At 42.0% G+C, this 15,031-nt stretch carries 13 protein-coding genes; 6 read left to right on the top strand and 7 right to left on the bottom strand.

Annotation, left to right across the window (positions count from 1 at the left end):
* Positions 1–218: 218 nt before the first annotated feature.
* Positions 219–2,054: an excinuclease ABC subunit UvrC gene (gene uvrC / locus AAGR14_RS18800; RefSeq protein WP_342645780.1), complete on the top strand. Its 1,836-nt coding sequence runs from the start codon at positions 219–221 to the stop codon at positions 2,052–2,054.
* 80 nt (positions 2,055–2,134) lie between these two features.
* Here the strand turns inward: uvrC and gldN are convergent, their stop codons facing one another.
* The 6 genes from gldN to AAGR14_RS18830 all read right to left on the bottom strand — a co-directional run bounded on the left by gldN (position 2,135) and on the right by AAGR14_RS18830 (position 9,012).
* Entirely contained in the window at positions 2,135–3,097 is a 963-nt protein-coding gene (gldN, locus tag AAGR14_RS18805; RefSeq protein ID WP_342645781.1) for a gliding motility protein GldN, read from the bottom strand.
* 19 nt (positions 3,098–3,116) lie between these two features.
* Entirely contained in the window at positions 3,117–4,652 is a 1,536-nt protein-coding gene (gene gldM, locus AAGR14_RS18810; RefSeq protein ID WP_342645782.1) for a gliding motility protein GldM, read from the bottom strand.
* 60 nt (positions 4,653–4,712) lie between these two features.
* Complete coding sequence (gene gldL / locus AAGR14_RS18815) at positions 4,713–5,516, bottom strand: gliding motility protein GldL (RefSeq protein WP_342645783.1); 804 nt, start codon at positions 5,514–5,516, stop codon at positions 4,713–4,715.
* 83 nt (positions 5,517–5,599) lie between these two features.
* A complete protein-coding gene (locus AAGR14_RS18820; protein WP_342645784.1) occupies positions 5,600–6,919 on the bottom strand; it encodes an SUMF1/EgtB/PvdO family nonheme iron enzyme in 1,320 nt (439 codons plus the stop codon).
* Positions 6,920–7,132: 213 nt separating this feature from the next.
* On the bottom strand, positions 7,133–7,891 hold the full coding sequence (locus AAGR14_RS18825; RefSeq protein WP_342645785.1) for a uroporphyrinogen-III synthase: 759 nt from the start codon (positions 7,889–7,891) through the stop codon (positions 7,133–7,135).
* A 26-nt stretch (positions 7,892–7,917) separates the two neighbouring features.
* Entirely contained in the window at positions 7,918–9,012 is a 1,095-nt protein-coding gene (locus tag AAGR14_RS18830) for a DUF4271 domain-containing protein (protein ID WP_342645786.1), read from the bottom strand.
* 74 nt (positions 9,013–9,086) lie between these two features.
* Between AAGR14_RS18830 and hemW the strand changes: the two genes are divergently transcribed.
* From hemW to AAGR14_RS18845, 3 genes are all read left to right on the top strand, one after another.
* Positions 9,087–10,208: a radical SAM family heme chaperone HemW gene (gene hemW / locus AAGR14_RS18835; protein WP_342645787.1), complete on the top strand. Its 1,122-nt coding sequence runs from the start codon at positions 9,087–9,089 to the stop codon at positions 10,206–10,208.
* Positions 10,209–10,360: 152 nt separating this feature from the next.
* Positions 10,361–10,909 (top strand): fasciclin domain-containing protein, encoded by a 549-nt coding sequence (locus tag AAGR14_RS18840; protein ID WP_342645788.1) that lies wholly within the window; start codon positions 10,361–10,363, stop codon positions 10,907–10,909.
* Positions 10,910–11,049: 140 nt separating this feature from the next.
* Entirely contained in the window at positions 11,050–11,931 is an 882-nt protein-coding gene (locus tag AAGR14_RS18845) for a cupin-like domain-containing protein (protein WP_342645789.1), read from the top strand.
* A gap of 72 nt (positions 11,932–12,003) precedes the next feature.
* Here the strand turns inward: AAGR14_RS18845 and nth are convergent, their stop codons facing one another.
* Positions 12,004–12,666: an endonuclease III gene (gene nth / locus AAGR14_RS18850; RefSeq protein WP_342645790.1), complete on the bottom strand. Its 663-nt coding sequence runs from the start codon at positions 12,664–12,666 to the stop codon at positions 12,004–12,006.
* Positions 12,667–12,886: 220 nt separating this feature from the next.
* On the opposite strand from nth, the gene AAGR14_RS18855 reads away from it, so the two are divergent.
* Both AAGR14_RS18855 and AAGR14_RS18860 read left to right on the top strand, forming a co-directional pair.
* Positions 12,887–13,759: a carbohydrate kinase gene (locus AAGR14_RS18855; RefSeq protein ID WP_342645791.1), complete on the top strand. Its 873-nt coding sequence runs from the start codon at positions 12,887–12,889 to the stop codon at positions 13,757–13,759.
* A gap of 162 nt (positions 13,760–13,921) precedes the next feature.
* Complete coding sequence (locus tag AAGR14_RS18860; RefSeq protein ID WP_342645792.1) at positions 13,922–15,019, top strand: VWA domain-containing protein; 1,098 nt, start codon at positions 13,922–13,924, stop codon at positions 15,017–15,019.
* Positions 15,020–15,031: the final 12 nt, after the last annotated feature.

Below are 15,031 nucleotides of genomic sequence, written 5' to 3' on the forward strand. Positions count from 1 at the left end.
GCGGGCCTCTGCATTTAACTGATGGCTATATACACTACAAAGCCCTGTCTTTTCGACGGGGCTTTGTAGTGTATTGCACATGTTTTAAAACTTACAACTTGCAAAAACATCTTACATTACCGCCACACATTAATTTTAAACAAAAGCCGTTATATATCTATTTAATTAACAAGTGTTAATAACGTTTATTTCCTTTAAGCAAGAAGCAGAAAGGTGTTATGTTCGATTATAAAGAAGCATTAAAGAAAATACCGCATAAACCCGGCGTTTACCAATATTGGGACGATGCCAATGAACTGATTTACATTGGTAAGGCAAAAGACCTGCGCAACCGTGTATCATCATATTTTGTTAAAGACCACCAGGTGAGTGCTAAAACCAGGGTACTGGTTTCAAAGATCCGCAACATTACGTTTACCATTGTTGATACCGAGGTAGATGCCTGGCTGCTCGAAAACAGCCTGATTAAAAAGCATAAGCCTAAGTATAATGTACTGCTTAAGGATGATAAGACTTACCCGTGGATAGTGATCAAAAACGAGAATTTTCCGCGTATATACTGGACGCGTAACATCGTTCGTGATGGTTCCAAATACCTTGGCCCATACCCTTCGGTAAGCATGATGCATACCATTTTAGGGGTAATACGCGAAACGTATGCCCTACGTACCTGTAACCTGGCACTAACGCCACAAAACATTGACGCAGGCAAGTTTAAAGTTTGCCTGGAATACCAGTTAGGCAACTGCAAAGGTCCCTGCCAGCATTACCAGACCGAAGAAGATTATAACCGAAGCATTGCCGAAATTCAGGATATTCTGAATGGTAAAATCGGCAATGTAGTTAAAGACTTGAAAACAGACATGGAAGGCGCCGCGTCTGACATGGATTTTGAGCTGGCCCATAAGCTTAAACGCAAATACGACCTATTACTCAATTATCAAAGTAAATCTACGGTGGTAAGCTCGTCAATAACCGATGTAGATGTATTTAGTATAGCGGTTGACGATAAATATGCTTTCGTTAACTTTCTAAAGGTAATGAACGGAACCATTACGCAAACCCAAACGCTCGAACTCAAAAAGAAACTGGACGAGTCGGAGGCAGAGTTGCTGACGTTGGCAATCTCTGAGTTCAGGAGCCGGTATAACAGCCAGTCTAAAGAGATTATTGTACCGTTTGAGATAGAGCTGGAAGACGATAAAATCAAATTTACCGTCCCTAAGCTTGGCGAAAAGAAAAAGCTGTTAGACTTATCGCAAAAGAACGTGCATTTCTTTAAACGCGATAAAGTAGAACAATATGAAAAGCTAAATCCGGATGTGCGTACCGACAGGTTACTGACACAAATGATGAAAGATTTACGCATGAATCAGTTACCGCGCCATATTGAGTGCTTTGATAACTCTAACTTTCAGGGTAAATATCCGGTGTCGGCTATCGTAGTATTTAAAGATGCCAAACCGTCTAAAAAAGATTATCGCTTTTTTAACGTCAAAACAGTAGAGGGGCCAAACGACTTTGCTACCATGGAAGAAGCCGTTTACCGCCGCTATCGGCGGGTATTGGATGAGGGCACGCCCCTACCGGAATTGGTTATTATTGATGGTGGCAAAGGTCAGTTATCAGCAGCCTTAAAGAGCCTGAAGCTGTTGGGTATCGAAAAACAGCTCACTATAATTGGCATAGCCAAGCGTTTGGAAGAGCTATATTACCCAGGTGATCAGTATCCGTTATATCTGGACAAGAAATCGGAAAGCTTAAAAATTATCCAGCAGTTGCGTGATGAGGCTCACCGTTTCGGGATTACGGCCCACCGCAAAAAGCGAGATAAAGGCACGCTGGCTACCGAGTTAGAATTGGTTCCCGGCATTGGACGCCTATCTGCCGAAAAGCTACTAAAATACTTTAAATCGGTTAAAAAAATACGCGAGGCTACGCTTGATGAATTGCAGGAGGTAGTTAACCTAAAACAGGCACAAGCCGTGGTACAATACTTTAAGCCAGAAACATCCATTCAGATAGCATCTGACGAGATGAATGAACCGGCATAATACCGGCCAGACCTGAAAACAATAAAGCCTGGATGCAAAATGCATCCAGGCTTTATTGTTAAGATATTATTTGAGAGCACTTAGTATTGCCACAGGCCTAACTCCCAATCTAGTAGTGACTTTTTAACTTTTTCTGATTCGTACAGGCGGTCAATACCCTGGGCGTAATCTTTGATGCGTTCGTCCTTCTGGTTAGACTGTTTAACAATTACACTGGTAAACAATCGCTTCATAAACACGTCGTCGAAGCTTAAACCGGTAGCATCATTGTTACGGCTCATGGCTTCTTTAGTAGCCAGTACCTGGCGCGCCTCTGGGAAGTAAACCCAAAATACGGGCTGAAAATCAGATTCGATACCGGCAACCTTAAGCTTCATTAATGGTGCAATACCAATAATACGCGGTTCAAACACAGAACGTTGCTTATCAAAAACCCAGTCTTCTTTTAACCTGAAACGGATAATGCTGTCAGCGTTAAATTCGCCGGCCTGCATGCTCGAACCCACTTTTTCTCCTTTAGCATCGTATTTATCTACTACCACGCTATCAGCAAGTCGGGCTTTAGCTTTACCTGGCGTAAGCGGTACTGCAAAACCATCACCGTTCGGGTCATTTTTGCTCGGGTTAGGGTCGTAAGCGGTAAGCTCACCGGCTTCAACTGCCTCCATAAGCACATCAATTAACCTGGCGCGCGGCGACCCCAAATACTGGTTCATCTTTTCGCGCAGGTCAATCTCTCGCCATACACGCTTAGCATATATTACGTCAGCTTCTCGCAGGTTGGCATAAGGGGTTACCCGGGCACTTAAAATGTTTGCCTTTTTATAGTAACCATCCAAAGGGCGTTCAAAAGGTTTTCCCTTATTAGTCGTATCAACAACGGTCTGCGTTGTAAAGGTAGTGCTCGCCACGTTGTTTTTGGCAGGCTGAGCATTACGTTGCGTTGTTGTAGTACGCTTACGGGTAGTGGTGTTACGCTTTTGAGCGTAAGCACCCAAACCTATTAAACTTAATAGTCCAACCACTAAAATCTTACGTCGCATTGTTAAGTTTAATCAAATATTAGTTAGCACTGATGATGATATCTTTCAGTCCGCGTTGTGTACCGTCAGGTCCAACAGCAATTACGTTGGTAAACGCTATACGGCTTCCGGGTACTAAGGTAGCCATTGCTGCACGCATTTGGCCTGATAATTCATTGCCGCTTGTCGAATATAAAACAGGATCTTGGCGCGGTTTCAAAATTAACAACGTAAAACGTTGAATGGTGAAGCTGGCATCAAACTCAAAGTTATCCAGACGGGCAAATACACGATCCTGAGCTTTTAAGTTAGCAGTTGAAGTGCTGCCACCATCGCGGCCACCAAACACTACAGTTGGGTCAGGAATACGTTTTACCCGGAACTTGGTTGAACCTAAAACCTGAGATTTACCCGGAGAAGCCTCGCCTGACACGGTAACGTCTACTGTACCTGGAGATGATACACGAGCACTGAATGAACCATTAGAGCCGCTTACCGAACCACCAGATATGCTCACTCTCAGTTTATCTTTCGGGATGCCCGGAGCAGATACTGACAATGGGTTTGGCACACCGATATATAAAACATTCATTTTCTCGGCAGCTACCGTTGCAGACGGACGAGCGACCTGATAGGTTTGCGGTGCCGTTTTGTATTCTTTAATAGTACCATCGTTTTGTTTTACACGGATGGTACCTACCCAGGTACGTACACCTTCGCCGCTGGTACCTGTGCTATACTCACCACGTCCTTCGCTCACTTGCAAACGCGAACCGTTTACAGCAATATCAGGACTTGATTTAGAATCGTAAGCAGTTAAGAATACCTGCGCTTTGTAAGGCTGACCGGCAATGATATAGCTACTTGGCGCTACAGCAACAGCTACAAACTTATCCAGGTTAACTACCGCTTGGTCAACTTTACCCAAGATTTTTTTAACAACCTCAGATTCTGAGTTTTTTGCATCAGCTTGTACTTTGCTTAATGATGTCATTGCGGCACCCATTGGGATACCATCTCCAAAATAGGCTTCTTCCCAGCTTAATTTCGAGTTACCTTTTTTAGCTTCAGGGGCATCGGCGGATAAAGCAAGCTTTACACCAACACGGTCCTTTTCGTCTAATAAAGACATCAGCTTTTCGCGGGTTTCGTCAATCTTTTTGTGTAACTCTTCAGCTTTCTTACCATTAATCATCACCTGAGATGAAAGATCAAGGTCGTCACGCTTTTTGTAGTCGCCGGTATTTTCGTCTATGCCGTCAGCTTTTTCGATTAATATCTTTTTTAAGCCTTCAACATAATCATTTAACTGATTTGCAATAGTACTTGCCTGCTTTGCCTTGTCGTAAATAGGCTTAGCGCGGTCTGGTTGCTCTTTTAATTTAGTTTTCTCAAATGCCGAGAAAGTATTGTCGATGCCAGTTTGTACGTTTGTTTTTGATGCGTTTAAGCTATCGCTTATATTTTTGAATGCATTTAGTAAGCTATCGGGCACGTTAAGTGCAACTAAGCCTAATAATACTAGGTAGAGGATGCCAATCATCCGCTGCCTAGGGGTTTCTTTACCTCCAGCCATGTGTTAGTCTCTGTTAATTTAAATTAATTTGTTAAGTGGATTAATAAATTATTTAAATTATTAAGCACGTGGTTGGTTCATGGCAGTAAGCATATTGCCATATACAGCATTTAAAGAACCCAGGTTTTTAGCCAGGCGGCCAACTTCGTCTTTAAATTGTTTAGAATCATCTAACGACTCGTTGAAGTTGCTCATCGTTACCGATAAATTCTGATAGAATTTGTTCATCGATTTCAGGTGATTGCTTGAGTCTTGTAATTCCAGTTCGTAAACTGCGTTAAGAGCCGATAAATTTTTAGCTAAACTGCTTACCTGATCATGGTACGCTTTTGAGTCTACACTTGAATTTGCCATTTCTTGCAGGCTTGCAGATGCTTTGTTAAATGCAGTGCTTAAGTTATCATAACCTGCACTTGCAGTTTTAAGTTTAGCAGCAAACTCGTTAGTAGCAGCGCCAGCATCGGCCACTTTAGAGATAGAGGCTACTTTATCGCCAAAAGTTCTTAAACCTTCGCCTAAGGTACCAATCAGTTCAGGGTTAATTTTAGCATCAGCCAGCATTTTATCTAATGCAGCAGTGTGGCCGGTGCTTAATTGCGCAGGAGCAGGAGCAACTCTTTTTACAGGTTCGCCTGCATAATCATCTGCTAATTCAGGATAAGCTTTAGTCCAGTCTACCTCAGTAGCTTCTGGTTGTAAACCTAATAAGAAGAATAAAACCGCTTCAGTTAATAATCCGATAGTGATAAAAGTTGAAGCATAAGGCCAATGCTGTATTTTAAACAACAAACCAATGATCACAACAGTTGCACCGATAGACACGATGTTACCAATTCCAAATTTTCCTTTTTTCTTGCCAGCCATAATTAATTTAATGTAGTTGTTTGAATTTTAGATTTTGTGATTGTTGTACGTATACTTAAATGGTTTTGTTCGTTTAAGTTTAATTATTTTTTATCGCCAAACTCCCGGCCTACAAAATGCAGCACGCATCTAAAGCCTACATATGCTTTCGCACTGTCCTGATATTCGTAAGAGCGTGTTGAGTTTTGCAGGAAATATCCAATGTCTTTCCAAGATCCGCCGCGCACTACCTTACGCTTAAGCACCTCCGGATCAGTAGCTTTAGCCTCATAGTTAAATGTAGGTGCCATATCATGTACAAAACTCGAAGCCGATTCGTCAAAAGCGGATAGTGTCCACTCAGATACGTTGCCGGCCATGTTGTACAGACCGAAGTCATTAGGGAAGTAAGAATTTACTTTTACGGTATACGCTCCCCCATCATCGGTATAATTACCACGGCCAGGCTTAAAGTTAGCCAGCAAACAGCCTTTAGCATTTTTGATATAAGGTCCTCCCCACGGATAATCAGTACCAATACGTCCACCACGTGCAGCATATTCAAACTCAGCCTCGGTAGGCAAAGTGTACGATACTTGTGCCGGCTCGCCTTTCGAATAGTTGTAAGCTTCTTTTTTACGTGAACGCCAAACTGAATAGGCACGCGCCTGACGCCAGTTTACGCCAACTACCGGATAATTTAAAAAAGCAGGATGAGAAAAATACCCTTCAACCATAGGCTCGTTAGCCGCGTATGAAAAATCGTTGAGCCAAACCAGAGTATCCGGATATACGTTAACGGTATCTCTAAAAATGAAATCAGAACGCTTTTTTGATTTATCAAAGCGGCTGTTAGACGCACTACGCAAGTCCATCATAGCGTAGTTATATTTTAACTGCCGTACGTCAATCTCGTTACGGTCAAATACCCGGTCATCGCCCTGGTAATACATGCCGTCTAATTTACCGGCGGTAGATGGCTGCCCTTTTTTGCCGGTGCTGCGGCGCCAGATAGGATTTCTATCTACATAATCCCAGTTGATATACTTTTTACTGGTTGCCGATGGGTCACGCGGCTTTACATAATATTTATCTTCGTTAAGGTAGTTGGTAATGGCTATAGAGTCACGTACCCAGTGTACAAATTCCTGGTACTTGCTGTTGGTGGTTTCCATCTGGTCCATAAAAAATGGCGGAACAGTAACCTGTTTGGTTTGAGCAATTTGCGCAAAAGTAACGTCCTGATCGGTTTGTCCCATCAAGAACGAGCCACCCGGAACGTAAACCATCCCCATGGGTAGTTCGGCTTTAAAAGATTTGGCGCCGCGTATACCACGCACTTCTCCCCCAGTATTGCCCGAAAAACAACCACTCAAAGCCACCCCAATAAAACACAATAATAAAAGAGAGTACAGTGTCTTCATTCTTCTCGTAAATTCCTTGTTTGTTTTTGTGCTCGAATATACCTACGCAATATTATATTTTTATTTTCTTTAAAATAAAAATATTCTTATTTCACGAAGCAAACATGACGTAAAGTATAATGTGCCTAAAATACTAAACACAAGCATCTTAGCCAAGCATAATCGACTTATACGGGAATTGTACCGATGAAGTTGCTAATGAAGAAATATTTTTTACTTGTTAGCTTGTTTTACGTACTGCTCTATAGCCATGGTCATGGATGGTGCACCAGGGGTTGGCGCAGGAATATCCAGTATCAAACCGGCATCCAGCACCGCTTTGTGCGTGGTAGCACCAAATGCTGCAATACGAGTGTTGTTTTGCTTAAAATCGGGGAAGTTTTGATACAATGATAAAATGCTCGACGGACTAAAAAAGGCAATAACATCATAAAATACCTCAGCCAGATCAGAAAGATCACTGCACACAGTACGGAACAGCACAGCTGGAGTAAAGTTATAGCCATTCTCGGTCAAAAACTTTTGAGTTTCTTCAGCAGCAACATCCGAGCATGGGTAAAGAAATTTTTCGCCCGAATGTTTCTTCAATACCTCTGCTAAATCGGCAGCGGTTTGCTTGCCAAAAAAGATTTTACGCTTACGGTACTGAATATATTTTTGCAGATATAAGGCAATAGTTTCTGAAAGACAAAAGTACTTCATATCAACCGGAACCTCAAAACGCATTTCCTCGCAAACGCGAAAAAAATGATCGGCTGAATTACGGCTGGTAAATATAACGGCGGTAAAATCGGCGAGGTTTATTTTGTCTTTACGAAAGTCTTTGGCCGGAACGCCTTCTACGTGGATGAAAGACCTGAAATCAATTTTTAAATTTAATTTCTTAGCCAGTTCAGCATATGGATTTTTGTCGTTTTCAGGTTTAGGTAAAGTAACCAATATACTCTTAACCTTTTTCTTTCTATCTTCCAATTTGTATTTATCTAACTAGCTAAGTATTAATTATTCAGTGCCTTCATTAGTATTAAAATCGGGCAAATTTCAAGGGCACAAAGATAGGTAAATAAATAAAATTTATGAAATTTAAAACTCGAAATAATATTTACGCTACTGCGCAAATACTGCCATACAAATATTACAATAACTAATACCAAAGCCAATCCTAATACGTAGGGTATATATCGGGCTGCCAGCAAGCTAAAGCATAATGATACCGGCAAAAACACAAAGGTAATGTTGAAATAAGTTAGGTAAAGTATAGATATATACTCGCCCACTAAACGGTTAACATTAAATACAAAGCCCAAAAAACGAAGCACTAACAATTTTACTGCAAACAACACAATGATGAGCACAGCGAATGAAGCAAACAGCTCAATACCGCTGATGCTATAAAAAACCTCAAAGTAAGCCGTAAGCTGGTACAAGAACAATCCGAACGTAAATCCAAAAAGGATAAATAGACCTAAAAATGTCCAGGAGTTTAGTATACCCTCCTCCTTACTTACCTGTGATAGTATGCGATTATTGTAAAATGATTGCAGTACATTACTGATATCTTTACTCATAATGCGGTTAAGCACGGCCATATACACCAGTAACGATACAATGATGACGATAACCCATTGGTCACGGGTGCGGCGGCTGCTGCCTTCGCGCAACACGCCCCTGCGCTGTCCGGATTGCGTTAAAAAACTATAATCTGTGGCCACCCGCGTTTTGAGCATACTATCTAAAAACTGGTTACGCCTTAACGAGTCAGGCTTTTTGATAAACACCATCGACAATGAATCGCTCATAAACTGCTCGTGGTGTGCCAGGGCATTGGCCACCGAATCGAGCAGGGTACCTGCGGCTGACGGAGGCTGATAATATCGCCTTTTAGGTACAGTATCGCGTTGCGGCGTTAGTTCTGCCGAATCGGTTTGAGCATAAACAGCCCCACCAATCAACAAAAACCAAACAAAAAATAACTTTTTAATCAATGTCATTAACCGCCTTTGTGCCCTAAAATGCAAAAATATCCAAAAATCTTCAATACCAACCATATTATGGTAAGCATGCAATAAATAACCATTTCTGAATATTGACATTACCTGCATCTTTACTTAAATCTGGCGATAAACGCTTCGAAAATGTTACCGTGCAAGCGTATCTTTGTAACCTAATGGCCGGCATTTATATTCATATCCCTTTTTGCAAGCAAGCCTGCCATTACTGCGATTTTCATTTCAGTACTTCCCAAAAAAATCGTGGAGCCATTGTTCAGGCCCTGGCTCAGGAAGTTCAGTTGCAAAAAAATTACTTGGATGGCGCGCCTATCGAAACCATTTACTTTGGCGGTGGTACCCCGTCAGTATTAGATGCAAATGAAATTAGCTTTTTACTTGACACGATTGCTCAAAATCACGAGGTAAGCCCAAAAGCCGAAATTACACTGGAGGCTAACCCGGACGACCTGCATCCTGATAAAGTCTCTCAATTAAAACAGACAGCCATCAACCGTTTCAGCATTGGCATACAATCCTTTTTTGATGAGGATTTAGTATGGATGAACCGTGCGCACCGGTCGGCCGAGGCAGAAACCTCTATTAAAAGAGTACAGGATGCCGGTTTTGAAAACATTACGGCTGATTTAATTTATGGGTATCCACTGTTGAATATGGGCAAATGGCAGCACAATCTGGATACCTTATTCTCGCTTAATATCCCTCACCTTTCGGCTTACTCCATGACGGTCGAGCCACGCACAGCACTGGCTTCACAAATCAAAAAAAAGCAAACGCCCCCCGTAAGCGACCAGCAAAGCGCTGAGCAGTTCGTATACCTGATGCAGCGGATGCAACACGAAGGCTTTGACCATTACGAAATATCAAACTTTGGTAAACCGGGCTGGCATTCGCAGCATAACGCTAATTACTGGAAAGGCGTACCTTATGTAGGCATAGGCCCATCCGCACACTCTTACAACGGTAAGACCCGGCAGTGGAATGTAGCTAACAATGCAAAATACCTGACAAGCTTGTCCGAAAATCATATTCCGGCTGAACTGGAATTACTCACCACCGAAAACCGGCTGAATGAATACATTATGACGGCCATTCGTACCATGTGGGGGCTTAACCTGGCAAGGTTAGAAAGTATTGAAAAGGGAGCCTCAATCATCATGCAAAAAGAAGCGCAACAATTTATCAGTAACGGTTGGCTAACGCTGCAACAGCAAACGCTTACGCTTACGCCGGCAGGCAAACTATACGCAGATCATATTGCTGCACAACTTTTCTTTTAGCTAATACACATCGCGCGCTACGAAAATTAAGCGCCACCAGTTTTACTTTTACCTAAAAGTGTTTACTACCAAAAGCGTTAACAAGTTTTGGCCATCTTTAAATCCGCTCAACACCGTAAGCCGTAATTTCTTCATATCAAACTTAAACAAACATGAAAAAATTATTAATTGCGGCTTTTGCTTTAGTAGCTATGGCAACCGCGTCTAAAAGCGATGCGCAAACAGTAATGGTAGGTGGTGCCCCTATGTATCCAACCAAAGATATTGTTGATAACGCTGTAAACTCAAAAGATCATACTACTTTGGTAGCTGCTGTTAAAGCAGCCGGTTTAGTTGAAACTTTAAAAGGTGCAGGTCCGTTTACTGTTTTTGCACCAACCAACGAAGCTTTTGATAAATTACCACAAGGCACTGTAACTACTTTGTTAAAACCAGAAAATAAAGCTACACTTACTAAAGTGTTAACTTACCATGTAGTATCGGGCAAAGTAAGCGCTGCCGATTTGATGGCTAAGATTAAAGCCGGACACGGTAAGGCAGAGTTAAAAACGGTGAGTGGTGGTACTTTAACCGCTATGGCCGACGGTAAAAAAATATACCTGGTTGACGAAAAAGGCGGAAAATCTTGGGTAACCATTGCCGACGTTTTTCAGAAAAACGGTGTAATACACGTAGTTAATACGGTGTTAATGCCAAACTAAAAGGCATTTTATATTATTTTTTTGAGCCCGGCTGCCCTGAGCGCCGGGCTTTCTTATGTCAGGTATATTTCAAAAACAAACAAATTAAGCGCCCGGCTTTAATTTTGGTTAGCTTTGTATGTTAAATTGATGTTATTATTATGGGTTTGATACTATCTCCGATTGATCGGGTTGACCATATTTCTAAAGAAGATTTCATTAATAATTACTTAAATCCTCGCAAACCACTTGTTATCCGTAAAGCAACCGAAAGCTGGCCCGCTTTACAGAAATGGACGTTTGAGTACCTGAAAGAAACCGTTGGCGACCAGATTGTACCTTTATACGATAGCTCGAAAGCCGACCCGAGCAAACCCATCAATGCATCGGCAGCCGAAATGAAATTTGGCGATTATATTGACTTAATACAAAAACAACCGACCGACCTGCGTATATTTTTATTCGACCCTATCAAACATGCACCAGGTTTACTAAATGATTACCGCTCGCCTAAAGATTTGATGGGCGGTTTTTTAGATAAATACCCGAATATGTTTTTTGGAGGTGCGGGTTCTGTGACTTTTCTGCATTACGATATTGACCTGGCACACATCTTTCACACGCATTTTCAGGGCCGCAAGCATGTGATGCTGTTTGATTACAAATGGAAAGAGCGCTTATACTGCATTCCTTTTGCTACTTACGCTTTAGAAGATTACGATATTGAGAACCCGGATTTTTCGAAATTCCCGGCGTTGGACGGTATTGAAGGTCAGGAAACTATTTTAGAACATGGCGATACCCTGTTTATGCCTACCGGCTATTGGCATTGGATGAAATATTTAGAAGGGTCTTTCTCCATATCCTTACGCGCTTGGGATAAATCGTGGGGTATTAAAGCTAAAAGTTTGTATAACTTAACTATCCAACGCAACTTTGATAGTTTTATGAAAAAACGATACCGAACCCGTTACATGAGCTGGAAAGAAGAACTGGCCGTTAAACGCGCCAACCAAGCCTTAGCTGCCGGAGAGCCGAAGTAGGTTGATACGTTGTTTGATTTATTTTTCACCAATCAACTGATAAACTCGTAAACTAATCAACTATTCAACCAACTAACTAAACTTCTTCACCCCTACTTGCCGGCAATAGTCTACTATTGGGCAAGTGGTGCATTTAGGCAGGTGATGGGTGCAATGAAATTTACCGAATGGCATCAGCAGACGGTTAATGTCTATCCAGCGGTTTTGCGGCACCTGCTTTTCTAAAGCCAATACAGTTTTTTCGGGTTGCGTAGTTGTAACTAATCCCCATCGGTTTACTACACGGTGTACATGGCTGTCTACACTAATAGCCGGCTTTTTAGAGGCAATCCCCAGAGCCAGGTTAGCGCATTTGGGGCCAACACCTTTTAAAGCAATCAACGCATCATAATCTGCCGGCAACTCGCCATTGTATTGCTGCATAGCCGTTTGCGCAATACCCAGCATGGTATAAGCCTTTTGTCCGTTATAAGATGAGCCGTGTAAAATCTCTTCTAACCCCTGTGGTGAAAGCTTCACTAACTGCCCAGGTGTACGGGCATGTGCAAACAACTTTTTTGAGACCGGAATCGAAACTTCATCAAGCGTACGGATAGAAATGATACACGACAGCAACTGCTCAAACATTGAGGTATAGCCTTCATCATACAACTGAAACATGGCAGCCTTGGGATATTTTACCATCAGCCCGGCAATGCGGTTGAGCATGTCTTCAATATTAAAATCGTTTTTCATAAGCGTCTGTAATCATCTACTTACTGACGCATAAAAATGTTTTAGAATACAAATTCGAGTATCTGATTTGTGCTAACTTAAATAGTTTATTTACAGTTAATTACTCACTTACTTGAAGCTATTTATCAATAATTAAAAAGTGCTTGCGCTTTGTACAAATTATTGTAAACAAAACCTGCTATTATATCTTGTTTAAATTTGCGCTTTCATCAAGTTAAATATGAGCAAATCAACATTATGTTTTGGCGAGGTTTTGTGGGACACTTTTGGCGACGGCAAAAAGGTGGGCGGTGCACCACTTAACGTAGCCCAGCACCTTATACAACAAGGTACCAATGCTTTCATTGTAAGCAGCATCGGCACCGACGAATCGGGAATTGAATTAGAGCAAGAATTGCAAAAAGCTGATCTGCAATTGCAATATCTACAGCATGACCGTCGTTTGCCTACTTGCGAGGTTACTGTAAAGCTTGATGAAGGCGGGCACGCTACCTACATTATTCCAGAGCCTGTATCGTGGGATAATATTAAACCCACTGAGGAGCTATTGCAACAGGTTGCCCAAACGGATGCCATAGTGTTTGGAAGCCTGGCCTGCCGCGAAGAAGTTACCCGCGCAACACTGCTCAATATTTTAAGTGATTTTACTATACCCATTAGGGTATTTGACGTCAACCTGCGCGCACCGCATTATGAGTTAGATACTATTGAAACACTTGCTGCCTTAGCCAATGTAATAAAGATGAATGAAGACGAAGCCAACCTATTAATCCACGGCAACAGCGGTTCGTTACAAGATAAGATTATGGAGTTTCATGGCAAGTTTCATACCCATACTATTTGCGTTACCCGCGGTGAGAATGGCGCTATTATTTGGCATGATGGTGAGTTTTATGAACACGCAGGTGTGAATGTAAAGGTAGCAGATACCGTGGGTGCAGGCGATTCTTTTTTAGCTACGCTGATTGCCGGCTTATTGAACGAGCAACCAATTCCGCAAATATTAGACAAAGCTTGTAAGGTGGGCGCATTTGTAGCCAGTCAGCGAGGGGCTAATCCAACTTATCCGAGCGATTTACTACAGGTAAACTAACCTAAGTGTTTCTTTAATTTACCACGCTGTTATCACAATTTTAAACCAATCGTTCAATTGTCATACAATTCTGTTTATTACGATGGTTTGGGAGTTTATCGTACCACCCGGTAAACTTTAACCGAAATTAATCCGTTAATTTATATTAAGAAAGGTGCATCTATGCGTGGTTTTGGGTTTTCTAAATTTACACCCCGGGAAATTCCCAAAGGGGGATTTGATGAATTGTTAAAGCTATTTCTGGAGTTGCTCAATTATACGTCGGGTGATGCCAGTGAAGCTTTGACCTGGATGAATGAACTGGATAAGCAATACAACATTACCAATGACGAATACGGCATGGGTGATTTTATTGATGATCTTAAACAAAAGGGCTACTTAACTGAAGACCAGCAACAAGGCAATTTTAATATTACAGCCAAAACAGAGCAAAGTATACGGCAATCTGCCCTCGAAGAAATATTTGGCAAGTTAAAGAAATCTGGCAAAGGTAATCACCGCTCACCGCAATCGGGCCAGGGCGACGAAAAAAACTCCGAACGCCGTGAATTTGAATTTGGCGACAGCTTGGATCAGATTGACATGACGCAATCCATCCATAATGCGCAGGTTAACCACGGCATCGGCGATTTTATGATGACTGAGCGCGACCTGGAAGTAGAGGAAATGGACTACAAAACCCTTACTTCTACCGTGCTGATGATTGATATATCGCACTCCATGATTTTGTATGGAGAAGACCGGATCACCCCCGCTAAAAAAGTAGCGATGGCATTGGCGGAGTTGATCAGGACAAAGTATCCAAAAGACACACTTGATATTGTAGTTTTTGGTAACGATGCCTGGCCTATCAGCTTACAGGATTTACCATACCTGCAGGTTGGCCCGTACCACACCAATACTTATGCAGGCCTGGAGCTGGCTACCGATCTGCTGCGCCGCCGTAAAACGCACAACAAGCAAATTTTTATGATTACTGATGGCAAGCCTACCTGTTTAAAAGAAGGTACCAAGTATTATAAAAACAGCATCGGTCTGGATCGAAAAGTGGTTAATAAAACTTTGAATATGGCTGCCCAATGCAAGCGGTTAAAAATTCCGATCACTACTTTTATGATTGCGCGCGACCCATATCTGCAGCAATTTGTGCGCAAGTTTACCGAAACTAATGGCGGACGGGCATTTTACAGTTCGCTTACCGGTTTAGGCGAGTACATATTTGAAGATTACATTAAAAACCGCAGGAAAACGGTGAGATAAGGATAGGAGTCG

Origin of the sequence: Mucilaginibacter sp. CSA2-8R (assembly GCF_038806765.1) — a bacterium.
Classification (GTDB): domain Bacteria; phylum Bacteroidota; class Bacteroidia; order Sphingobacteriales; family Sphingobacteriaceae; genus Mucilaginibacter.